Below are 22,289 nucleotides of genomic sequence, written 5' to 3' on the forward strand. Positions count from 1 at the left end.
TCTTTATTTTACTGAGCATGTAACAAAAAAGCGCCTTACGGCGCTTTTTTTCTGAGCGTCAATCCAACATCCCCGCCGGGATGTACCGACAGTAACGTCTCCCTGGAATAACCGCTTTCGCTCATCAGGCAGGCGCAGGCGGCATCGAAAATCGCCAGCGTCAGCACGATGGAAGTGGTCGCCAGCATATTAAGCGGATCAATTTCGCGCTGCACGCCGGTGGAAATCACCAGCCGCGCGGCCTGGGCGATAGCGGAATCCGGGTTTTCCGTCACGCTAATCAGCGGCACGCCCTTTTGCGCAAGCCCTGGCAACAGTCGCGTTAACTCATCGGAATTCCCGCCACGCGACAGCATAATCACCAGATCATTGGTGTCGAGAAACCCCAAATCACCGTGCGCGGCATCCGTGGCATTCAGATAGATAGCCGGGCGTTCGACGCACGCCAGCATATGGGCAATCTTGCGTGCCGCAATGCCGGATGTTCCAACACCGGTGACCGCGATTTTGCCACGACAGCCGCGCAGTTCCGCCATTAACGCATTCCACAACGCATCGTTAAGATGGTGGCTTAACGCCGCCATCTCTTCGCTATAGATTTGCCAGGCGCCGCAGGCCTGGCGCCAGCTGTCGCTCATGCCTCCTCCTGCATCAGTTGGCGGTATTTCATGTGATCCTGGTACATCTCATGGAAGACGGTATATTTGCGATCGTAATACTGCTTGATGCGGTTAGTCTGCGGCGTCACCGTCTTGCCAATGCGGCTCATCGCCGACATCGCTTCGGGGAAAGTGTCAAACACGCCCGCCGCCACGGTGCCCATCATTGCCCCGCCGAGCAGCATCGCTTCGCTCTCTTCCGGCAGCAACATCGCGCAACCGGTGGCATTTGCATGCTCCTGAACAAAGATCGGGTTCTTGGTGCCACCGCCGCTCGCCATTACCGTGTCGATGCTGTAACCGCTCTGATTCATGGTTTCAATAATATGCCGCGTACCGAGGGCAATCGCCTGAATGGTCGCCAGATAATGCAACGCCATATCCTCTGGTGTACGCGACAGTTTCAACCCGCTGATCACCCCGGTTAATGTCGGGTTCGCACGCGGCGAGCGGTTACCGTGGAAGTACGGCAGAATGTGAATATCACGCGTTAAAAACGCGATATTTTCCGGCTCGCCCGCCATCTTGCGCAGCAGCGCATTCAGCACTTCATAGATGGTTTGCCCCTGCGCTTTCGCCTGAGCGAGCAGCGTTTCGTAGCACGGATGCGACTGAATCATATGGTCGATGAGCGCCCCGGTCGCCGACTGCCCGCCCTCGTTCAGCCAGTAGCCCGGCAGCACCGCCGAGAAGTAAGGCCCCCACACGCCGCCGATAAAGCGCGCCTGCGGTGAAATCGCCATATGGCCGGTAGAAGTGCCGCCAATCAGCGCGATACGCCGATCGAAATCCGCCATTTCCCCCGAAGGCCCACTGGCGCCGAGCGTTCCCAGCGTGCCTGCGTGGGCATCGATAATCGACACACTAACCGCCGTGCCGGGCATCAACCCCATTTCGGTTGCCGCACGCTGCGTCAGTCCGCGCCCCAGCGGCTCACCCATGGTTTTCACGTAGCGGCCAATTTTCTCCGCGTCATGCTCCAGCAAATCCTCAAGACCAATCTGGCGGAAATAACTGGTGTCCCACTTATCCTCATGACCCATATATGTCCACTTGCACACCGTGGAGCAAAGTGAACGGGTGTCATCGCCTGTCGCCCGCCAGGTGAGAAAATCCGGCAGGTCAAAGTAATACCCGGCATTGGCCCAGGTGTTCGGCATGTGCTGTTTTAGCCACAGCAGTTTCGGCGTTTGCATCTCCGGCGAGATGATCCCGCCCACGTAATCCAGCACCCGGTGGTGCGTGGCGTTGATACGGTTCGCCTGCGAGATGGCACGGTGATCCATCCACACAATAATGTTCTGCTCACTGCGCCCGGAAGGGCTGATGGTCAGCGGGTTGCCCTCTTTGTCGAGCACCACCAGCGAACAGGTCGCGTCAAAACCAAGGCCTTTAACCTGAATCGGGTTAATGTCCGCCTGATTGACCGCATCGCGTACCGCGTTGCATACCGCCTGCCAGATATTGTCGGAAGATTGCTCCACAAAGTCGGCCTGCGGGCGGTAAATTTCAATCGCCCTGCTCGCCTGGCTGACCATTCTGCCGGTCAAATCAAAGACGCCTGCACGTGCGCTGCCGGTGCCAACATCCACACCAATAAAGTAGCTCGCCATTCTTTTTCTCCCGCTCTCAGGCTTTTCGATTTTGTAATGCGATAAAGAGGATCAGCACCGCGCCCCAGAGCGCCATCGTCAGATAACTGCTGATACCCAACAAATTAAAGCCACTCTCCAGCATCTGCAGCACTACCAGCGCCAGCACCAGCCCCAGTACGCGGCCAAAACCGCCGTCCGGGTTAATGCCGCCCAGCACCGACGCCAGAATGGTCACCAGAAGATAAGACTCACCGTAGCCCGCTTTCGCCGAATTGAACTTCGCCATCATCAAAATAGCGGACGCCCAGCCCAATAGTGCGGAGATGATGTAGACCGAAATCTGTACGCGAACGGTATTCACACCGCTGTAGCGCGTGGCCTGCTCGTTTGAGCCAACCAGATAGAGACTGCGCCCAAGCGTCGTGTGTTCGAGTAACACCCACAGCAGCAGCGCAACGAGAATAAACAGCAACAGCGCGACCGGGATGCCAAGCAGTGTGGCGTTGCCAAGGAACTGTATAGCCGGCGGAAAACCGGAAATGACCGTGCCATTTGAGAACAGAATATTCAGCCCGGAGATCAGCGTCATAGTGCCGAGTGTTGCCAGAATTGGCGAAACGCCAATCCACGCCACCAGCGCACCGTTCAGCGCCCCGATTGCCACCGCCACCAGCAGACCGGCGAGCAACGCCAGCGCCAGGAACAGCGGGTTATCTGGGTGGCTGACAATCACCGCCGCCATCACCAGCGAACAGGCGTTCGCACCGGCAATGATCGACAGGTTAATGCCGCCAGTCAGCATGGTGATGCCCATGCCCAGCGCCAGCATGCCCAGAATCGGCAACTGCGAACCAATCGACTGGAAGTTAGCGACGCTGAAAAAACGGCTACCGAGCAGCGCAGAGAAAACCAGCGCCACGACGATGATAATCACGCATTGCAAGCGAATGATGGCATCACCGGGCAGAATTCGGACGATGGATTTCATCTTATAACTCCCTCGCAAGTTTGCGTTTTTCGTTCCACGCGGTGGCGCTAATACTCACCAGAATAATCGCGCCGCTAAACACCGTGTGCCAGTAAGAAGAGACGCCCAGCAGCGTTAAGCCGTTTTGCAAGAAGGCCAGCAGCACAACGCCCAGTAGCGTACCGGTCAGCGTACCGCGCCCACCGGACATGCTGGTACCGCCAAGCACCACCGCCGCCAGTACCGTCAGCTCAAACCCCAGCAGCGAGTTAGGCGCGACAGACTGGGTAATTTGCGCCTGCACTACAGCCGCGACGCCTGCGAGAATGCCCATAAATCCGTAGACGTAGAAGTGCAGCTTCAGCAGATTCAACCCAAGGCGTGACGCGGCATCACGGTTGCCGCCCATGGCATAAATCTGGCGGCCCAGCCGGGTGTAGTTCATTAACACGGCAGTCAGAATGATGGTCGCGCCCAGACACAGCAGCGGCAGCGTCAGTCCATAGTCATATCCATCGGCGGCGGTGAACGAGAACCAGTTGATGCCGTTCATAAACCAGTCCGGGAAACCGTACAGCCACGTCCCTTTGGTGGCATACACCAGCAGGCCGTAGTAAACATTCAGCGTGGCGATGGTAATGATGATGGCAGGCACGCGCAGCCAGTAGACCAGGAAGCCGTTGACTAACCCGAGCAGCAGGCCGACCACCATCGAAAGCCCCAACGCCAGCGCGAAATTGCCACCGTGGGCAATAACCCAACTGGCCATCGCATATTGGGCAATGGCGGTCATCGCCGGAAACGAAATGTCGATGCCGCCGGAAATCAGCACCACAAACAGTCCGCAGGCCAGAATCCCGAGGATGGCGTAGCTGGTGGCGACATCTGTCAGGTTGCCGAGGGAGAGAAACTCATCGGTACGTACGCTGAGAAATATCGCCAGCGCGATCACCAACAGCCCCAGCCAGAATTCATGTTGCCCGACAAGGCGGGAAAAGGATGTGTTACGCATTGACCACCCCGGCAATTTCCTGCTCTGTGCAATGGTGCGGATTAAATTCGGCCACCAGTTCTCCCTGACGCATCACCAGCACGCGATGGCTGTTGTAGTAAGCCTCCGGGATTTCGTCACAAATCATCAGCACCGCCATCCCCTGCTCCGCCAGCTGGCGGGCAATCTGGTAAATGCCCTCTTTGTTGGCGATGTCCACGCCAACTGTGGGCGAATCCAGGATCAGAATGCGCGGCTGCGTGGCCACCCATTTAGCGATGGCGATACGCTGCGCGTTGCCGCCGGAGAGCGTTTTCACCGGCAACTGTGCATCGGAGACTTTGATATTCAGCTCGCGAATCAAATCGGCCACCAGTTGCCCGGCTTTCGCGTGATCAAGCAACCCGCTGCGCGTGTGCAGCTTGTCGAACACCGTGACGATGGTGTTGTCATAAATCGACTGTTCCATGATCAGCCCCTGCGTCAGCCGGTCTTCTGACACATAACCAATGCCGTGACGAATCGCGTCATGGTTGTTACGCAGTTTCACCGGCGTGCCATTAATACGGATCTCGCCATCTTCCGGTTTGGTCATACCAAACAAGCTCATACAGAGTTCGGTACGCCCGGCGCCTAAAAGCCCGACAATCGAGACGATTTCGCCGCTGCGCAGCGCCAGATTGATATCGCGATATTTGCCTTTGCGGCTAAGGTGGCGCAGTTCCAGCATGGGCAATTGATCCACCGGTGGTTTTTCCGGCAGCGGGCTGTAGTGAAAACGCTGGCCGGTCATCAGATACGCCAGCTCGTGGCTATCCAGTTCGCTTGCCGGCCAGGTACCAATCAATTTCCCGTCGCGCATCACGCTGATACGATCGGCCACTTCCATCACTTCATCCAGACGGTGGCTGACAAACACCACGCAAATACCGGCGGCTTTCAGTTCATTGACCACGCGCAGCAAGCCATTCACTTCCTGGCGGGTGAGCGACGCGGTGGGTTCATCCATAATTACCAGCCGGGCATCGGCGGCAATCGCGCGGCAAATCGCCACCAACTGGCGGTCGGCAATAGAGAGTTTTTCTACTTTTTTATCCGGATCGAGGCGCACACCAATGCGCGTCATCGCCGCCAGCGCTTGTGTTCGCATCGCGCGACGACGCACCCAGATATCGCCACCGGGAAGGTAGCGGTGAATGGCGATATTTTCCGCCACGCTAAAATTAGGAAACAGCGACAGATCCTGATAGATAACCTGAATCCCGTAGTGCGCTGAAAGTTGCGGCGTGAGCTGGTGAAAAAGCTTGCCGTCGAGCGCGATGTTAGCACCCTTTTCCGGGTGATAAACACCGGAGATGACTTTGATGATGGTGCTCTTTCCGCAGCCGTTTTGCCCCGCCAGACAGTGAACTTCGCCTTTCTCCAGCGTTAAATTCACATTATCCAGCGCCAGCACGCCCGGGAATCGCTTGCTGATATTCTCAAGAGTGATAAATGCGGTGGTGTCGGTCATCGACAATACCTCTGCCAGCGCCCGGGATGGGCGCGAGGTTAAAATCTGCGGCGGAAGAGGCCGGCCTGACGGCCGGCATTCCGGTTCCCTGGTGTGGCCTGAAAGGCTCAGAAACCGAGTGATTGTGCGTTATCTTTGGTCACTTCGAGGATCTTATTAAAACGGATCACTTTCTTATTCATATCAACATCGGCTTTGCCCAACCCATCGATAGTCAGATCGGGCGTCACTTCTTTTCCTTGCAGCAACTGATCGGCGACGGTCACCAGCGCGAAACCGGCGTCACGCGGATCCCACAGCAGCGCTTTTTTGATGTCGCCACGCATCAGATACGGCGCGGCCTGGCCCGGCATCGCGATGCCCACTACTGCCAGTTTGTCTTTTGCACGTTTCTTCTGCACGGCTTGCCCGGCGCCAATCGGCCCCAGCGAACCAAAGCCAATCACCCCTTTCATTTGCGGGTAGGTTTTCATTAAATCGAGGGTGGTGGCATAGGATTTGTCGATGCTCTCGGCAACCGGCAAACGCGAGGTCACTTCGAACATATCCGGGTATTTCTCTTTTTGATATTTGATGGCGTAGTCAGCCCAGGCGTTGTGCAGCGGCACCGTCAGCGAGCCGACATAAATGGCGTAACCGCCTTTACCGCCCATATCTTTTGCCAGTTCATCGACGTTGGCCTGCGCATATTTTTCGCTGTCGATGGTTTCGATATCCCACTGACCAATTTGCTGGTCCGGCGATTCATGCGTCAGTACCACAATGCCTTTGTCACGGGCCTTTTTCAGCACCGGCTCCAGCACTTTCGCATCGTTCGGCACCACGATGATGGCGTTGACGTTTTTGGCGATCAGATCTTCAATCACTTTCACTTGCTGCGCCGGATCCGGCGTTGATGGCCCGGTCTGGTACGCATTGACGTCCAGTTTTTTCGCCGCTTCGTTGACCCCGGTTTCCATGCGGTTAAACCATGGAATACCGGTAACCTTGGCAACCACCGCGATCTCATATTTTTGTGCCGCAAACGCCTGGCCGGAAACCATGCTGGCAGAAATGAGGGCTGCGCTGAGTAATGCGAGTTTGAATTTCATAGTTGTACCTTTCTTGAGGACAGAGGAAAGTCGCGGAATGGAGGTTAGCAACGAAGGGAAGAGGCAAAACAATGCTAATCTTAAAAATGTGATACAAGCCCAAATAAGTTAAGTTGACGATATATTATTGTTAATTTTAAGTTAAATATACACAATGACTCTCCAATAACAGCGCAAATAGTGTTAAATTTAACCTAGAAATAAACATTTAATTAACAATTCATTTTCATTTTCGGCTTTGTGGCAAATGTTTTTACATGGCAAAACCACATCTCAGCCGCCAGAAATTTTTAAAATTGAGAACTGAAACGAGCAAGGCAACAACGCCAATAGCAACATTTTCAGCGTAAAACGATACTCACCCGCCAGCAGTGGCGATAACCTTGTATTCCCTGCGGCTTAATGAATAACGGAGTGTCACGATGCGCTATGCGGCTGAACTGGAAGCACTGCTTCGCGCCGATTCACAGCGAATGGCGGTCCTGGCAATGGTGCAGGCAACGCACGAAGGGTGCTGGACTGGTGCCGGATTTATACGCGATGCGGTTTGGGATCAATTGCACGGTTTTACGCCGCGACCGCATACCGCAGATGTGGATGTTATCTGGCATGAGCCTGCGGACACGCGCGCTGAACGCGATGCAGCGCTGGAAGTGCAGTTGCGTCTGCGCTCGGGTGATGTTGCCTGGTCGGTCAAAAATCAGGCGCGTATGCACACGCGTAATGGCGATGCGCCGTACGCCTCGCTTGACGAAGCCCTCTGGCACTGGCCGGAAACGGCGACAGCCGTCGCGGTACGTTTAGACAAAGAGGATCGCCTCACGATTATCGCCCCTTTTGGGCTGGCGGATTTATTCTGTTTGCGTCTGCAACCAACACCCCGTTTCCAGCACGAGAAGCGGCACCTTTTCGACCAGCGTGTTGATGAAAAACGCTGGCTGACACGCTATCCAAAACTCCAGCTGTGCGGGTGACTTTCGCGAAGGGCTATGTTAATAAAAGCGCTGGTTCAACGCCTTGCGAAATAAGGGGAAGTGATGAAAACGCGTATGCTGGCGCTGGCGGCGCTGTTACTCAGCAGCCCGGTTCTGGCCGATGAGTGCGATAACGCCTCCACACAATCTCAGCTTAACAGCTGCACTGCCGGTCAATATCAGGCCGCAGATAAGAAACTTAATCAAACCTTCCAGGCCGCGCTTAAACGCGCGACGCCGCCGCAAGCGGCGATGCTGAAAAAAGCGCAGCAGAGCTGGATAACCCTGCGCGACAGCGACTGCGCGTTTGTCAGTTCTGGCGTGGAGGGCGGCAGCGCCCAGCCGATGGTGCAAAACCAGTGCCTGACAGATAAAACCAATGAGCGTGAAGCCTGGCTGGCATCGCTGTTGCAATGTGGCGAAGGTGATCTGAGCTGCCCATTGCCGCCGGGTCATTAACGCACGCGGATGCCTTCGATGATCATGTGCTGAACGTTTTCCACCGCGCGCTGAAAGAAAGCCTCATCCTGCAGGGTCGAGCCGGTGACCGCTTCCACCTGGGTGGCGAAATCGGCGTAATGCTGCGTTGAGGCCCAAATCATAAAGATAAGATGATGCGGGTCGACAGCGGCGAGTTTGCCGCTGGCTACCCAGCCCGCAATAATTGCCGATTTATCGTCAATTAAGGTTTTCAAACTGCCGGTCAGTTCGGCTTTCAGCAACGGCGCGCCCTGGAGCATCTCCTGGCAAAACAGTTTTGATGCCTGAGGATGATCGCGCGAAACTTCCATCTTTAAACGGATGTACTCGCGAATGGCCGCCAGCGGTGCGAAATCCTCGCGAAACGCTTTCAGCGGCGCTAACCAGATATCAAGGATCTGGCGCAACACGGCGATATAAAGCGCCTCTTTCGACGGGTAGTAATAGAGCAAATTGGTCTTCGAGACACCCGCCAGCTCCGCTACCTGTTCGAGGCGCGCGCCATGAAAACCAAGCCGGGAAAAGAGATCCAGTGCTGCCGTTAAAATCGCCTGCCGTTTCTCGCTCACCGCGCGCTTGCGTTTGCCGGCGCCGCTCGCTGCATCCTGTGCCATCACCCGCTCCTTATCCTTCACCATCACGACTCCTGCTCAGCCTCAGTTGCGGCAGCGGCAGCGGCAGCGGCAGAAGATGTTTTGCTCTTTTTCAGCTTCAGTTCACTCACCAGCACACCAAGCACAATCAACGCGCCGCCCAAAAGTGCTAACAGCGGTAAGCGCTCGCCAGCAATGCGACCAAAAATCCCGGCCCATACTGGCTCACCAGTATAAATAACCGTGGCGCGGGTTGGCGACACGCTGCGCTGCGCCCAGTTCATTACCACCTGGATAATGGCGCTAAAAATACCCAATCCCAGCGCGACCAGTAACAAACCTGTTGTCAGTGGTGGTATGGCTTCTCCGGCGGGCACCATGGCGGCAAAAGACACCAGCGATGCGGTGAGCAACTGCACCACCGTCACCCGGCGAACATCGACTTTTCCGGCCCAGGCACTGATCAGAATAATTTCGGCGGCAATCGCCAGCGCGCTGGCAAGCGTGATGATTTCCCCCTCCCCCAGCGCCAGCAGGTTCCCCTCCGGCCCGGCGAGAAACAACAAACCGGTAAACGCCAGCGCAATGCCGACACAGGACATTAACCCCGGCAATCGTCCCAGGCACAGCCACTGTAATAGCGGCACCAGAGGCACATACATGGCGGTAATAAAGGCGGATTTGCTACTGGAAATAGACTGAAGCCCCCAGGTTTGCAAACTGTAACCCAGCGCGATGGCAACGCCGATGACGACTCCCGCCTTCACTTCAAGCCAGGTTAAACCACGCAGAATATTGACAGAGAGCATACCCACCGCCAGCGCGGCAGTGGCAAAGCGCAGGCCAACGAAGAAAAACGGCCCGCTCATCGTTACGGCGTATTGCACGGCGAGAAACGTACCACCCCAGAACATGGTGATAAGGATCAGCAGCGCTTCCTGAGGCTTTACGGAGAAGGCGTAACGGGAGAGAGACATATCACAACCGGCAACAGGGGAAAAACGCTAGTGTGCGTTGGCTTCGCAGACGGTGCAAGAATAAAAAAAACCGCCGGGTCTCCCCGGCGGCGGGCGTGGTTGACAACCGGTCAGAGCTGTCAGCCGCCATTGTTAGCTGCTGTTGCGGCTACCATGGCTATTTTTGCCCCCTTTTTTACCAGCTTCTGAGGCACGCTGGGGATCGTTTTTGAAATTCCCCCCGCTCTGCTGGCCACCTTTACGGCCTGCTGCTGATGCTCTTTCACGGTCTTCAGCAAAGTTACCTGATCCACCACGATGGTTTGCCATGCTTACCTCCAGATGAGTGAAATATCAGACATCATACTGCGTTCAGTAAAAGAGGACTCTTTCACCGCACGGTGCAAAGGCAGGGCCTTTATCTGCGCCGTGTGGAACTAAGCTTAGTGGAAGGAAAGCATTCAACCAGTGAATGGTAATATTCTGCAACAGCTTGCGCTGACAACGGCCCTCCTTCCCTAAGCGAAACCGATAACTTCCTCTTAACTCGCAAAAAATCTGCTGCGTTTATCTGTGACAAATTGTAAGCACCAGGATTTTGCTTTTTAAATTGTTATTTATCAAATAAATGGCACTCAAATTTGCACTCTGACCATCACGTCATACGCTTAAAAAGAACGCAGCGATCTGCTGCCGGAAATCATCAAATCAGGAGTGATGCAAATGGCCAAAGTATTGGTGCTTTATTATTCAATGTATGGACATATTGAAACGATGGCGCATGCCGTTGCCGAAGGCGCGCAAAAAGTGAATGGCGCGGATGTTGTCATCAAGCGCGTACCGGAAACCATGCCGGCAGAATTATTTTTGAAATCAGGTGGTAAGACGCAAAACGCGCCGGTCGCCACACCGCAAGAGTTGGCTGAGTACGACGCCATCATTTTTGGTACACCAACGCGCTTCGGCAATATGTCCGGACAGATGCGAACGTTCCTTGATCAGACCGGTGGGTTGTGGGCCTCGGGCGCGTTGTACGGCAAGCTGGCGAGCGTTTTCAGCTCTACCGGCACTGGCGGTGGCCAGGAACATACAATCTCGTCAACCTGGACTACGCTTGCACATCATGGAATGGTGATTGTGCCTATTGGTTACGCTGCGCAAGAGTTGTTCGATATTTCGCAGGTTCGCGGAGGCACTCCTTATGGCGCAACGACCATTGCCGGTGCTGACGGTTCCCGACAGCCCAGTAATGAAGAGCTGGCAATTGCCCGTTATCAGGGCGAATACGTTGCGGGCCTGGCAGTAAAACTCAACGGTTAACCTTCTACAGGAGGAGACAGATGCCAACTCAAGAAGCAAAAGCCCATCGCGTGGGTGAATGGGCCAGTTTACGTAATACATCGCCGGAAATTGCCGAGGCAATCTTTGAACTCGCCGATTATGACGAAAAGCTGGCAGAAAAAATCTGGGAGGAAGGCAGCGATGAGGTGCTGCTACGCGCCTTTGAAAAAACCGATAAAGATTCGCTTTTCTGGGGCGAACAAACCATAGAGCGGCAGAACGTGTAGCATCCTGCTCCCTCGCTGTCGCGGGGGAGCTTTTCGTTTCGCTTATTTCGCCGCGTCGCGCATCACCGCGTTGAACTTATCAATCGGACAGAACCCTTCTTTATCTACCGGGCAGCCGTTTAAGGCCAGCGTGACACGCTGTGCCGGGGATTTCAGGGTTAATGCTTCGGCTTTACGTAACTGATCGCGGCTCTGATAAACATATTCAATCTTCATCAGATCGCGATTACCCGCCGTGTCATGCCAGCGCTGGAAAACGATCTTTCCGCCGATCGGCGTGCGCTCGTTCTGGTCATGCAACTGATAAGGTTTGAAATCGAGCGCCGTGAGCAATGAAGCGATATTGGAGTCATGTCCCACCAGCAGGGTGAGTTTCGGCGAGCGACCAGCCTCTTCCACCAGCGTTTTGTCGATGTATTGCACCAGTGGTTTGGCCACGTTACGCGCGACTTCCGGCGAGGTGAACAACGTATCCTGGTAGCTATTTTTCAGCTTCGACAAAATGTTCCATTGCTGATCAGTTTTGATTTCGCCCCACGCAACCTGATCCATCGGGAACCCTTCGTAGTACTGCAAGGTGAACGCATCCACCAGCGAGTTCCCCACTTTCAGCGGCCCGGAGACACCCGGCTCCTGCTGATATTTCGCGCTGAAGGTATCAGTGCTATCTGCCAGCGAACATTGCTGTTTCTCTTTACAGGCCGGTGACTGCTGATAGCGGGTGATTTTTTCCAGCAGTTTATAGCTCTCTGCCAGCGCATAGTGCTGACGTTGGGTTTCCATGGCTTTCACCGCCTGCTGCCCGAACGCGGCAGAGTCATCCGTGATCACCGGATTAAAGGTCGGATCCATTGTGCCCATCTTTTCCTGATGATGTACCGGGACATCACAACCAGGAAACGCGCCATTGATAAAGAACTGCGCCGTCGCGACAGTGCGTTGCAAACTGTTAGCCCAGGCATAAACACTTTCTGGCGCCGGGCACTCATCCGTCGCAATGAGTTTCTGCTCCGCAAGCCATTCGCGCATATAGTGCCCCATATACACTTCCAGCACGCCCCCTTTGGTGGTCAGCTCTCCGCCGGGTACATCCCACTGCGGCCATTTGTTGGGCGTGGATTGTTCCAGCACGCTGCCATTATTCGCCAGCGGTGCGCGTAAGTTATGACGGCTCATAATCAACACTTGCTGTAACTGATAACCCTGTGGTGCCGTTTGCGCCATCGCGGCGGGGAGTGCCATGGTTGCGGCAATCGCGCTAAGCCAAAAAACCGTTTTCATTGTGCCTTCCTTATTTTTCTACCCGAAATTAGATTGTGACACATTCATGACAACTCACTCGCACAAGATCCCCGGAGTGTGCACTGGCGCAAAAAGCAGTGTGAAGCCGCGCGGCGTGGTTTTATAATTAAACTATTAACCGGAGAATCGTAATGAAACGTACCCGCTTTGAAGAGACTTTCTGCCCTGTTGCTCGTTCACTAAATATTATTGGTGACTGGTGGTCCTTGCTGATTGTGCGTGATGCATTAGCAGGCGTTACGCGGTTTGGTGAATTTCAGAAAAACCTGGGTATTGCCAAAAACATGCTGACGGCACGTCTTAAGCTACTGGTGGATGAAGGTATTTTGCGTACGCAACCCGCCTTTGATGGCAGCGCCTGGCAGGAATATGTGTTGACAGAAAAAGGCCGCTCTCTGCAAACGGTGCTGGTCGCGCTCTCGCAATGGGGGCAAGAATGGTTGTTTGACCAGGGTGAACCCGCCAGCGTGCTGGTTGATAGTCATACACATCGCCCATTACAAAAACTGGCTTTGCGCGCCGAGGATGGCCGTGAGTTGCAGCCAGAGGACGTGCAGCTGCGTACTGCCAAAATCTGACAATTCAGCCTGTTATCTCTAACGATTATAAAACCGCACTTTTTGCCGCCCACTTGGTTGCATTATAAAACCAAATATCAGATGCTAGATTTAGTTTTATGATAAAACCATTTGATATCGAGGTAAGAAAAAATGACAACTGCACTGATTACCGGCGCCTCTTCAGGGATTGGCGCCATCTATGCCGACCGTCTTGCTGCCCGCGGTTACGACTTGCTGCTGGTTGCGCGTCGCGGCGATCGTTTAAACACACTTGCCGATGATTTGCAGCATCGCCATGGCGTAAAAATCAGCACTCTGGTTGCCGATCTCAGCACGGCTGAGGGCATCCAGCAGGTTGAAGCGGTTTTACGTGACGATACGACAATAAGCCTACTGGTGAATAATGCCGGAGCAGCAAATCTTGCCCCTATCCTCAGCAGCAGTGCCGATCAACATGAAGCCATCAATACGCTGAATACGACGGCGCTGATGCGTCTGACGCTGGCAGTATTGCCGCGTTTTGTGGAAAACAATCAGGGAACCATTATTAATATTGCGTCAGTCGTTGCTTTCCATGCTCGTGCAGGCAGCGCGGTCTACAGCGCGACGAAAGCCTGGGTGCTTAATTTCACCCGTGGTTTGCAGGAGGAGTTTGCCGGAAGTAATGTTCGCATTCAGGCCGTGCTGCCAGCCGCTACCGCGACTGAAATTTGGGGGCATTCCGGGATTACACTTGATGCGCTACCGGAAGGCTCGGTAATGACCAGCGAAGATTTGGTCGATACGGCGCTGGCAGGGCTCGACCAGGGTGAGCTGGTCACGGTTCCGCCAGTCGAAGATTTACAGCTGTGGGATAACTGGGAAGCGGCACGGCTGGCGCTGTTTAGCGCTTCGCGCAATGGCAAACCGGCCTCACGCTACTCACGCGCTTAACGTTTTAACTTATCGCGCGGGTACGCATCCCTTCAGCCACCGGCTCTAACGCGCTTCGTAAGGTTAACCCCAACGCCGTAATGCAATATTCGACGCGCGGCAGGACTTCCGGATAACCTTGCCGGGAGACCCGCCCGCGTTGCTCAAACAACAGCGACTCGCAGGTCAGCTCTTTTTGCGTCATGGGTGAAACAGCGCGCTGCAACTCACTAAATCGCACCGCCGTATTTAACACATAAACACATTCAACACATTCAACACATTCAACACATTCAACACATTCAACACATTCAACACATTCAACACATTCAACACATTCAACACATTCAACACATTCAACACATTCAACACATTCAACACATTCAACCGGGACAAAAAAGGATTTGAGCGGCTCTGCAAAGTAAAATCAAAGGCCTGTCGCCGTCAGTAAGAATGGGAACACCGACGGCACTGGCAAAGGCCGCGCTGTTTCTTGCATCGGATGGGTTCGCTTATGAGGTTGGCACGGAATTACTGGTCGACGGCGGCACCGGCAGTTTGTAAGTAAAGCAGAGCCAACCTGCGGCTTCATTTTATTACTCAGTAAAAACTCGCGCGGGTGGCGACTGTCATATGCGTCAATGCATTCCCGGAGTTTGCCGGGGTGACTTTTACGTGGCAAAGGACAGGAACTTGCCTTTCGTCGTACTGGCATTCACTCACCGCCGTGAAATTAAAACGGGCATCAAGAGCAGATTCATTGACCATCGTATAATCGAGCGGTTTATTGACGCTATCAGGGTAGCGAATGCTGGTTGAAGAGGCGACGAGATCGCCTGAGTAATATTGCACCTTTTTGATATTGCCATCGGTGTCGTAGAAATGATCGGTAATTTTTAGTGTCCGTAGCATCGTCTCGCCCAGCAAGCCTTGCGCATTGGTTTTGTAATCGAGATGCCCGTCACTGTCATCGCGGCTCGTTAAATTGCATCTGTCATCCAGTCCATAAGCAACAGGCTGGCCATTAAATGTCCCTTTTAAAGACTTTTCTTCTTTCGCCAAATTCATATGGCTGATATTGGACTTATCATCGCGACGTAACGTCTGTACGCAGCCCTCTGCGGATAACACCATGTGGAGCGTATAAACCTCGTTACCTTTATCATCGGTACCCACGGAATCGATAGTTTTGACAGGGCCTTTGACCGGGTTGAAATCGAGCAGTGTCGAAAGATTTAACAGCACCGGAATATAGGTTTGCTGCGCGCAGGCAGTCGTGGTGGTGAACCCGAGTGTGAGCGCCAGCAAATAAGAGCAAATTTTCACTTCTGCCATCCATTGACATAAAGTGAAAAGAGTAACAAATGCGGATAATTCAGCAAGACCAGAGAGAGAAAAATCTGAGGACGAACAAAGTCAGTTTGGCTAAAAAGCGGTTAATTCGGCCATGCCTAATGATGATCGCCAAAAACAAAGCGGCTTCAGTCTCACTAATTCCGGTAAATTATGCCCCCTACCTTTCAAAAACTACGAAAAGAAGATGTATACCGTTCAAGCTAATATAGCGCTAATTTTATCCAACTAATTCAATTTGTTGCCTTCCATAATTCAACGCGATTGCGCCCCTTGTTTTTTGCAATATAGAGAGCCTCATCAGCAGCCTGTATTAAACGTTCGTAATCAGGGTGGCCACTAAACATTGCCGCGCCGATAGAAAGGGACAAGGCAATATTTTCACCTGTCGGGGAAATAACATTGGTTTTCTCAACACGCCCGCGGATGCGCTCAGCAATACGCAAAGTATCAAACTCCGTTGCCTCGGTTAAAATAATGACAAACTCATCACCACCGTAACGGAAAACATAATCACTGCTGCGAACATTGTCATAAAAAGCGCTGGAGACCTTACGTAAAATCTCATCGCCAGTATGGTGTCCCCATGTATCGTTAATTTGTTTAAATTTATCAACATCAATAATTAATACCGACAAAGGTGTGTTCATTCTCTTGGCATGGGCAATTTCGCGTTTAAATATAGTGGGCATAAAGCGTCGATTAAGAAGTTTTGTCAGCACATCCATTCCCACTTCATGGCGGGAAACCTCCTCGAAAAGCTCACGCAACATCGTAATAATCTGCGAAACAGTGTTTCTGATCTGAATAAGAAATTTAACACGAAGCGTTCTGTTACTTAAGGCTCTTGGCGTATTGCGCGTATTACGAAAAACTTCATCGAGATCCTGGATGAGGCGAGAGATATGCCCAACTTCGGCGATACCACTAAAGTAATGACGGCCTTTATGGTTGAACCACAGACCAAAGTCAGACTGGCTGAGGGACAGACTGTTACCGAGATCGGCGTCCATAATGATTTTGTAGATAAGATCAATTTCCCAGCTTAACAACGCAGCACTCTGTCGCTCTTTTTCTTCCTCCGCATTCTCCAGCAGGGAGAAAATGCGGTAGTTTTCATCTTCCTTCGCTGAGTTGTGCTCCGTAAACGTAAAAGCTCGCGACATCACCTCCATGGCCAGATCAATACTGTTGATGGCGTAATGGTAAACTTCAAGCTTGTCTGCTGCGTCCTGAGCTGAGGAATTGATAACAGGAAAGAGTATTTTCTTAAGAACCCGAAAGCCCATTTCAACGATTTCAACCGAAATTCCAATGCGTGCATGGATCGAAGCAACGTGTTGCTGAGTTGCAATAACTTTATCTATATCAGCGACATGGCAAGTCAATACATCGACAATCCACGTTTCCAAAGCACTTTTAAGATGTCTTTCAACCTGTTCATTGGAAAGGAACTCCTCAGCATGAGGATCCGTAAGCACAATGCGGTAGAACTCCTGACTCAGGATATGTGCATGAGTTTTGCCAACTTCTGCAGCTAAAAAGCGAATACGATCATCTGTTTTATCAATGAGATGAGTCCACTCACTTTTAATCAATTTAAGATAATTTTCCATTACTTAAACCCTTACGATAGTTAACGCGCTCTCTGCTTGCCCTCATCACTATGCTGAATATCGCAAGCCGGAAACTCACAACAAATGTTGAATGTTCTCCAGTCTTTTTAAAGAAACAAAATTATATGCCAAATAAAAAACAACACACAAAATAAAAAAATATTTTTTACATAAAATTAAAGAGTTAATTTCACCCTACATTAAAAGAACAATATTAAGCAGCACATTTGAGAAGTATAGACTGCAAATGCGCAATTACAATCTATTCCGTCATGGCCTTATCTAATTACAAGGTCTTATTTAAGATTATTTAATTACAGGTTCCACTCCTGCCTACTTATAATCCAGGAATTATCTTTCGAATTATTCAACATGATATCGAGCAAACACATGAATATTTATACAATCAGTGACGATGTTTATTTCCAAAATGGAATTATTTCATTAGCCAAATCGAAGGGATGGGACATAGTTGCACATGAATTAGATTCTTCACTTACTAACCAACTTACACCAGATGACGTCGTAATCCTTCATCTGGATGCAAAAAACAACTCCTATGCCAAGGCGATCTCACCACTTAATAAAGTCTGTAAATTACTGGTTATTCTAGGTGCCGCGAGAGATATCGTGATTAATGATGCTGACCTGGTTATCAAATCCAGAGGCTCGCTTCTCGACATAAGCCGCGCGATTAGAGTTGTGGTAAAAAAGAAAAAAGAGGTTTCGATCAGAGATAGTGAACTCAGCGATATCGAGAATACTATTCTCAAAGAATCACTAAAAGGCAAAAACATTCATCTTATAGCTAAAACACTTAATATACCGCCCAAAAGAGTTTACGCTTATCGTAACAAGGCGTGCAAAAAATTAGGGGGAAAAAAAATAAGTGACCTGCTTTTAATAAAAGATAAACTGCTTGAAGAATCATCAACGTTTTTCACCTCTTCTGCCAGTATAAGAGAACTGGACTACAGCTTTTAAAACATGCACACATAAGATCGTCACCGCCTGTAGAAATACAAATGCTACAGGCGGTTTACTTCTATCACCAAAGATGTGTCTGTTTTTCGATCGTCCCCCACCGGAAGTACATGTCACAAGCCATCAGAAAATCCCGATGCCAAAGCGCGTAAATATGCAAATAGTTAAAGCCGATGCAGGGTAAAAAGCAGACCAGGAAATAGATCTCAAACCAGAGTTGCCATCCGGACCATGCCAGCATCATGCTAACGAGAATGATCCATACAAACTCTATGATCAGTAACAGAATTATTCGCACCAAAAAAGGTATGTCATAGAATGCAGGCCATGGCAATGAAACTGAAAAATAAAAATCAATTTCTTTTAGAAATAACCTACCGAGAAAGATATAACGTTTTGACAAACGAGTAAAAAGCAGATTCATCATCAAAACAATGCAACACAAAATAAACATTGCAACCACTACTCTGGCAGAGAAAACTCCAGCCAGAAATGAAAAATCTGTCTCACGTTTCAAAGGAGAAACAGTCAGTAAATTTAAAATAATCCCAAGAGAAAGAGAGGAAAAAACATAACGATAAAGATGCTTATATTTCACCTTATCAGCCGCTGCAGTTGCAACTTGCTTAATATAACTGTTTCTTAAGATCCGAAACACGATGTACATAAAGATCGGTAAAATCGCCAGCAAAGAAATCAGTATATACATCGGCAAGTGAAGAAAAAAAAAGCCTTGTATAATTACCCCAACGACAACAGCAAATAAAATACTGGCAACGAAAGGATGAGAATACGATGTTTCCATTCTTCCGAGTTTCTTTCCAGAAAAAAAACTGAAGTCGATTGCTTTAGTAACACATTTATATGCCCAAAAAGCTTTAAGTTCGTAAATTGAGCTAAAGAGTAAAATGCCTACAATACCACTGAGATAATAAACGTCACTTTTATTAAATTCAAAGCCATTATTCTTCCAATAAAAACCAATCATAATAAAAACGACAATGAAGAGAAAAGGCAGTATTTTTTTGTCCTGAACACGGATAAATTTTAGATAGTCTGGAATCACAATAGCACCATTAAATTGAAAATAATCCCCTGCAATGCAATATCATCTCAGGGTTAAAGTTTACGAAATCCTTCAATACTTTCCCAAGGTAAGCTTTATTGCTAATTTCGACGAATAAGACTGGCCTGTTATTGGCTAAAAAAAGTGACATTGAATCCGCCCATTTAACCGTATGTGTCAAATGCAAGGAGAGGTTTTCTTTGATCTGTGCCGGTTCATTTTCTGCCTTGCCCGTCACATTCATGACGACATCATGTTGGGGAGGACAAAATTCAATATCAGACAGGTATTTGCGCATAAAGGGTACGCCTTCGGCCATCAAACGCGTATGCCAGGCACCGCTTACGCCAAGCTTCACTGTCTCATGACCGGCAGCACGGAGCTGACGAGAGAACTCGTTAAGCGCCGCTATCGTTCCACCAACCACTTGTTGTCGGATACTATTATCACAACTGATATCGATTGGCAGATCAGATTCCATAATCATTTGACTAAGAGCGGTACGATCGATGTCTTTTACCGCCAACATATAACCTTTGAATTTTTTACTAACCTCATTCATCACATGTGAGCGAAGATGAATCAGGCGAAACAAATTTTCCAATGTTACTGCTCCGGCAGCATAAAGAGCACTATATTCCCCGACGCTGTGCCCGCATGAACCTATAACATTTGTGTCATCAAATTTGTCTTTACAAAGGGTATAGAGTGTTACATTTATCGCGGTTACAGCAATTTGTTGCACCGTTGTCTGTATCAAGCGATTCATTGGCCCCTTTAAACATAATCTCCTGATATCCATACCCGAAATATCACTGGCACAATCCCATATGGCACGTGTTGTTTGATTTATATTCCATAAATCGGCCCCCATTCCGATAACAGGATTCCCCTGGCCAGCGAAAAGAAAAACAACAGACTGTGATGTACTATTTATATCCATAAATAATATCCTTATAAATGATATTCAACTCCCAGATAAAAACCGACTGTTCTACCAAAGTGGGAAAATTCAGCATCCTGCGAGCCAAATGCTGAGAACATACCAGCATAACCTTCAACTTTCCCATCGAAATAATCAAATGGCGTCGAGTAGTGCATCCCGATTAGCGAACTGTAATCCACCATATTTGTAATAATATAGGGTTGTAAACCCGAACCACCTTCGAAAGCCAAACTTGCATATGCATTGATGTAGTGTTTGCCTTGTAAATTACTTTTATTGGCGACATTACTTATTTCTGCCCCCATAAGATATTTATACGCATCAAACACCTGGTCTAATACAGCATATTGATTTTTGGTATTGAGATAATCGACAAAATTAGTTTGTTGCCGCGACTCGCGTGCAGAATATCCCTCACTTTGGAAATAGTATTCTATGCCAAACAAACTGAAGTTATCTGTTGTGTACTGTCCCCCTATAGCCACTTCAACGCCCTGTTTATCTTTGGTGGTATAGAGCGAAGAAGGGAAAGTATAACTCTGCACCGCAGCGGCACTTTGCGGTGAAAAATGCCGCCATTGTTGGGCTGAATGCAAGGCAATCTCAGCATTGATAATCCATTGTGGCGTGTAATTAAAACTGTCAGCTAAAGCAATAGAGCGGGATTCTCCCAACATCACATTAACTGACGGCGTATGCTTTTTAAGCCGATATTCCGTATAACTTAACAAATAACGTTCGCTGGAATTAGATCGTTGATCAGCAGACCAGTTGCCTGACGACTCATAGCGCTTTTTTATTCGTGCTAATTGTGGGGCGACGGTGAAAGCCAGTCCGTAATCCCTTGTATCATGAACAATGCTTGCCCCCCAAAATGATTCGGTATAAACCGGCTTCATTGCCGGAGTATAAAGGCGGTCATTTTTAAATCCCGCATAATAATTGGTTAGCAGAGCCGATGGTGATTTAAGAAAAAAAATACCCGGTTTAACTCTGAGTTTACCAGCTTCCAGACGAACGTCGTCAGACACTATAAACGTAAGTTTGACCTGATTCAGTAGCATTCGCGAACGATGGTTATCCTTCTCAAACTTCCCCAGGGTTCGCCATGGGTAATAAGTCAATCCATAAAGTGATAGATCTAAATTCAGACGTCCCTCGATAAGCGAACAACCGCTGCTGAATTTTACACCCGCGCTATTATTAATGTTACTTTTTACATAGGCATTCTTTCCTTCAATATTCCATATCGATGGTTTCTTTTTTGTATAAGAGCCTTGCAACGACAGCGTAACATCAGCGTTTTTTTGTATATCTGAACCAGAAAGACAATTTGCAAAGAGACTAACAGGTAACAATATAATTGATAAAGTCACCAGATTTATGCGGCAACTCACCTGGCACCTCGCTGAATATATTCCCGGGTAAAATTTGATTCAGGTAAAGACTCGAACCTGGCATCACTGTACTCCATTACAGAATAACCTTTACTATGTTTTGCATCGCGCACAATAATTTTCATTGGTCGCATTTCCCCCAGCACCATTTGAAAATTTTCATACTTGACTGTTTTAAGCAGTTTATCGTCCATTGAATAATAAGAAGCCTGATACGGATGATAATTATCTCTTTCAACTAAATAGATAATCTTTGGGTATGTCACCGCATCCGATTTGCGTAGCAATACGAGTTCGTAGCAGATCGATTCCCCGCAGAGCTTATCTCCAGACAGCGTTGCGCTATAAGAATATTCAAAGTTGGTAACGATAACATCACCATTAGAAATCTGCCCAACTAACCTTTGCTCTCGCGATACTGGTATAGGTCGTCGAAGCGTTGGCGTATAAAACCATAAATCATACCAATCAGATAGCATGATATTACCTTTATCCCTGGGGGGATAAATAAAACGAGCCAGAGAACGAGCATCAGCCGGCATTCCTTTTTCAGGCTTCATAAAACGCATTGATATATCAAGAATCTGTTTATTTTCTTCTTTTTCCTCACCATCTTTGTACTCAAACACAGTAACAGTATAGCGAAAAGGTTTATTGGGTGAGCGAATTTCGTCAGCGCGCCGAATAATATCCAGCGCTTCGACTGCAGCCGCCGCGCTGACATTTATCATGATAAAAAAAACAGACACTATAACGATTCGAAAAC

General features: G+C 49.8%; 23 protein-coding genes and 2 pseudogenes. 8 read left to right on the forward strand and 17 right to left on the reverse strand.

The window, feature by feature from the left end; genetic code table 11:
* Nucleotides 1–35 precede the first annotated feature (35 nt).
* From M8Q36_RS21335 to M8Q36_RS21360, 6 genes are all read right to left on the reverse strand, one after another.
* Nucleotides 36–638, reverse strand: a complete 603-nt coding sequence (locus M8Q36_RS21335; protein ID WP_249882288.1) for a KpsF/GutQ family sugar-phosphate isomerase — start codon at nucleotides 636–638, stop codon at nucleotides 36–38.
* Entirely contained in the window at nucleotides 635–2,272 is a 1,638-nt protein-coding gene (locus tag M8Q36_RS21340; RefSeq protein ID WP_017456277.1) for an FGGY-family carbohydrate kinase, read from the reverse strand. The genes M8Q36_RS21335 and M8Q36_RS21340 overlap by 4 nt, the downstream gene beginning before the upstream one ends.
* A 16-nt stretch (nucleotides 2,273–2,288) precedes the next feature.
* Nucleotides 2,289–3,242, reverse strand: a complete 954-nt coding sequence (locus tag M8Q36_RS21345) for an ABC transporter permease (protein ID WP_249882289.1) — start codon at nucleotides 3,240–3,242, stop codon at nucleotides 2,289–2,291.
* 1 nt (nucleotide 3,243) lies between these two features.
* Nucleotides 3,244–4,233: an ABC transporter permease gene (locus M8Q36_RS21350; RefSeq protein WP_249882290.1), complete on the reverse strand. Its 990-nt coding sequence runs from the start codon at nucleotides 4,231–4,233 to the stop codon at nucleotides 3,244–3,246.
* The gene (locus M8Q36_RS21355; protein WP_249882291.1) at nucleotides 4,226–5,725 is read right to left on the reverse strand and encodes a sugar ABC transporter ATP-binding protein; all 1,500 of its coding nucleotides are present in this window, start codon (nucleotides 5,723–5,725) and stop codon (nucleotides 4,226–4,228) included. The genes M8Q36_RS21350 and M8Q36_RS21355 overlap by 8 nt, the downstream gene beginning before the upstream one ends.
* Before the next feature lie 107 nt (nucleotides 5,726–5,832).
* Complete coding sequence (locus M8Q36_RS21360; protein WP_017456273.1) at nucleotides 5,833–6,816, reverse strand: autoinducer 2 ABC transporter substrate-binding protein; 984 nt, start codon at nucleotides 6,814–6,816, stop codon at nucleotides 5,833–5,835.
* 422 nt (nucleotides 6,817–7,238) lie between these two features.
* Between M8Q36_RS21360 and M8Q36_RS21365 the strand changes: the two genes are divergently transcribed.
* Together M8Q36_RS21365 and M8Q36_RS21370 are read left to right on the forward strand one after the other, a co-directional pair.
* Entirely contained in the window at nucleotides 7,239–7,790 is a 552-nt protein-coding gene (locus M8Q36_RS21365) for a nucleotidyltransferase family protein (RefSeq protein WP_249882292.1), read from the forward strand.
* A gap of 63 nt (nucleotides 7,791–7,853) precedes the next feature.
* The gene (locus tag M8Q36_RS21370) at nucleotides 7,854–8,249 is read left to right on the forward strand and encodes a lysozyme inhibitor LprI family protein (RefSeq protein WP_045506835.1); all 396 of its coding nucleotides are present in this window, start codon (nucleotides 7,854–7,856) and stop codon (nucleotides 8,247–8,249) included.
* Here the strand turns inward: M8Q36_RS21370 and rutR are convergent.
* The 3 genes from rutR to M8Q36_RS21385 all read right to left on the reverse strand — a co-directional run bounded on the left by rutR (nucleotide 8,246) and on the right by M8Q36_RS21385 (nucleotide 10,149).
* The gene (rutR, locus tag M8Q36_RS21375) at nucleotides 8,246–8,884 is read right to left on the reverse strand and encodes an HTH-type transcriptional regulator RutR (RefSeq protein ID WP_025263664.1); all 639 of its coding nucleotides are present in this window, start codon (nucleotides 8,882–8,884) and stop codon (nucleotides 8,246–8,248) included. The genes M8Q36_RS21370 and rutR overlap by 4 nt on opposite strands.
* Before the next feature lie 23 nt (nucleotides 8,885–8,907).
* Complete coding sequence (locus M8Q36_RS21380; RefSeq protein ID WP_249882293.1) at nucleotides 8,908–9,840, reverse strand: DMT family transporter; 933 nt, start codon at nucleotides 9,838–9,840, stop codon at nucleotides 8,908–8,910.
* A gap of 132 nt (nucleotides 9,841–9,972) precedes the next feature.
* On the reverse strand, nucleotides 9,973–10,149 hold the full coding sequence (locus M8Q36_RS21385; RefSeq protein ID WP_020457308.1) for a con-10 family general stress protein: 177 nt from the start codon (nucleotides 10,147–10,149) through the stop codon (nucleotides 9,973–9,975).
* A 393-nt stretch (nucleotides 10,150–10,542) separates the two neighbouring features.
* Here M8Q36_RS21385 and wrbA point away from each other — a divergent pair, with 393 nt between their 5' ends.
* Both wrbA and M8Q36_RS21395 read left to right on the forward strand, forming a co-directional pair.
* Nucleotides 10,543–11,139: an NAD(P)H:quinone oxidoreductase gene (gene wrbA, locus M8Q36_RS21390; RefSeq protein WP_249882294.1), complete on the forward strand. Its 597-nt coding sequence runs from the start codon at nucleotides 10,543–10,545 to the stop codon at nucleotides 11,137–11,139.
* Between the two features lie 20 nt (nucleotides 11,140–11,159).
* The gene (locus M8Q36_RS21395) at nucleotides 11,160–11,387 is read left to right on the forward strand and encodes a YccJ family protein (protein ID WP_017456265.1); all 228 of its coding nucleotides are present in this window, start codon (nucleotides 11,160–11,162) and stop codon (nucleotides 11,385–11,387) included.
* Nucleotides 11,388–11,429: 42 nt separating this feature from the next.
* On the opposite strand, the gene agp is transcribed toward M8Q36_RS21395, so the two are convergent.
* Nucleotides 11,430–12,668 (reverse strand): bifunctional glucose-1-phosphatase/inositol phosphatase, encoded by a 1,239-nt coding sequence (gene agp, locus M8Q36_RS21400; protein ID WP_249882295.1) that lies wholly within the window; start codon nucleotides 12,666–12,668, stop codon nucleotides 11,430–11,432.
* 152 nt (nucleotides 12,669–12,820) lie between these two features.
* Between agp and M8Q36_RS21405 the strand changes: the two genes are divergently transcribed.
* Complete coding sequence (locus M8Q36_RS21405; RefSeq protein ID WP_249882296.1) at nucleotides 12,821–13,267, forward strand: winged helix-turn-helix transcriptional regulator; 447 nt, start codon at nucleotides 12,821–12,823, stop codon at nucleotides 13,265–13,267.
* A gap of 132 nt (nucleotides 13,268–13,399) precedes the next feature.
* Nucleotides 13,400–14,182, forward strand: coding sequence for an SDR family NAD(P)-dependent oxidoreductase (locus tag M8Q36_RS21410; RefSeq protein WP_249882297.1), 783 nt, complete (start codon nucleotides 13,400–13,402; stop codon nucleotides 14,180–14,182).
* 4 nt (nucleotides 14,183–14,186) lie between these two features.
* Here M8Q36_RS21410 and M8Q36_RS21415 read toward each other — a convergent pair.
* Nucleotides 14,187–14,417: pseudogene (locus M8Q36_RS21415) on the reverse strand (winged helix-turn-helix transcriptional regulator); the annotation flags it as partial.
* 158 nt (nucleotides 14,418–14,575) lie between these two features.
* Between M8Q36_RS21415 and M8Q36_RS21420 the strand changes: the two are divergent.
* Nucleotides 14,576–14,725, forward strand: a pseudogene (locus M8Q36_RS21420) (SDR family oxidoreductase); the annotation flags it as partial.
* Nucleotides 14,726–14,761: 36 nt separating this feature from the next.
* Here M8Q36_RS21420 and M8Q36_RS21425 read toward each other — a convergent pair.
* Together M8Q36_RS21425 and M8Q36_RS21430 are read right to left on the reverse strand one after the other, a co-directional pair.
* Nucleotides 14,762–15,496: a YnfC family lipoprotein gene (locus M8Q36_RS21425; RefSeq protein ID WP_249882298.1), complete on the reverse strand. Its 735-nt coding sequence runs from the start codon at nucleotides 15,494–15,496 to the stop codon at nucleotides 14,762–14,764.
* Between the two features lie 251 nt (nucleotides 15,497–15,747).
* Nucleotides 15,748–17,130 (reverse strand): diguanylate cyclase, encoded by a 1,383-nt coding sequence (locus M8Q36_RS21430; protein WP_249882299.1) that lies wholly within the window; start codon nucleotides 17,128–17,130, stop codon nucleotides 15,748–15,750.
* Nucleotides 17,131–17,520: 390 nt separating this feature from the next.
* On the opposite strand from M8Q36_RS21430, the gene M8Q36_RS21435 reads away from it, so the two are divergent.
* On the forward strand, nucleotides 17,521–18,114 hold the full coding sequence (locus M8Q36_RS21435) for a helix-turn-helix transcriptional regulator (protein ID WP_249882300.1): 594 nt from the start codon (nucleotides 17,521–17,523) through the stop codon (nucleotides 18,112–18,114).
* A gap of 64 nt (nucleotides 18,115–18,178) precedes the next feature.
* Here M8Q36_RS21435 and M8Q36_RS21440 read toward each other — a convergent pair whose 3' ends face one another.
* Genes M8Q36_RS21440 through M8Q36_RS21455 form a run of 4 tightly spaced genes read right to left on the reverse strand, consistent with a single transcriptional unit; the run spans nucleotide 18,179 to nucleotide 22,254 of the window.
* The gene (locus M8Q36_RS21440) at nucleotides 18,179–19,180 is read right to left on the reverse strand and encodes a YcdU family protein (RefSeq protein ID WP_249882301.1); all 1,002 of its coding nucleotides are present in this window, start codon (nucleotides 19,178–19,180) and stop codon (nucleotides 18,179–18,181) included.
* Nucleotides 19,181–19,190: 10 nt separating this feature from the next.
* On the reverse strand, nucleotides 19,191–20,123 hold the full coding sequence (locus tag M8Q36_RS21445; RefSeq protein ID WP_249882302.1) for an ACP S-malonyltransferase: 933 nt from the start codon (nucleotides 20,121–20,123) through the stop codon (nucleotides 19,191–19,193).
* 11 nt (nucleotides 20,124–20,134) lie between these two features.
* A complete protein-coding gene (locus M8Q36_RS21450; protein ID WP_249882303.1) occupies nucleotides 20,135–21,502 on the reverse strand; it encodes a hypothetical protein in 1,368 nt (455 codons plus the stop codon).
* A gap of 17 nt (nucleotides 21,503–21,519) precedes the next feature.
* Nucleotides 21,520–22,254, reverse strand: a complete 735-nt coding sequence (locus tag M8Q36_RS21455; protein ID WP_502825498.1) for an outer membrane lipoprotein-sorting protein — start codon at nucleotides 22,252–22,254, stop codon at nucleotides 21,520–21,522.
* Nucleotides 22,255–22,289 lie beyond the last annotated feature (35 nt).

The organism is Kosakonia sp. R1.Fl (assembly GCF_023516815.1).
GTDB lineage: Bacteria > Pseudomonadota > Gammaproteobacteria > Enterobacterales > Enterobacteriaceae > Kosakonia.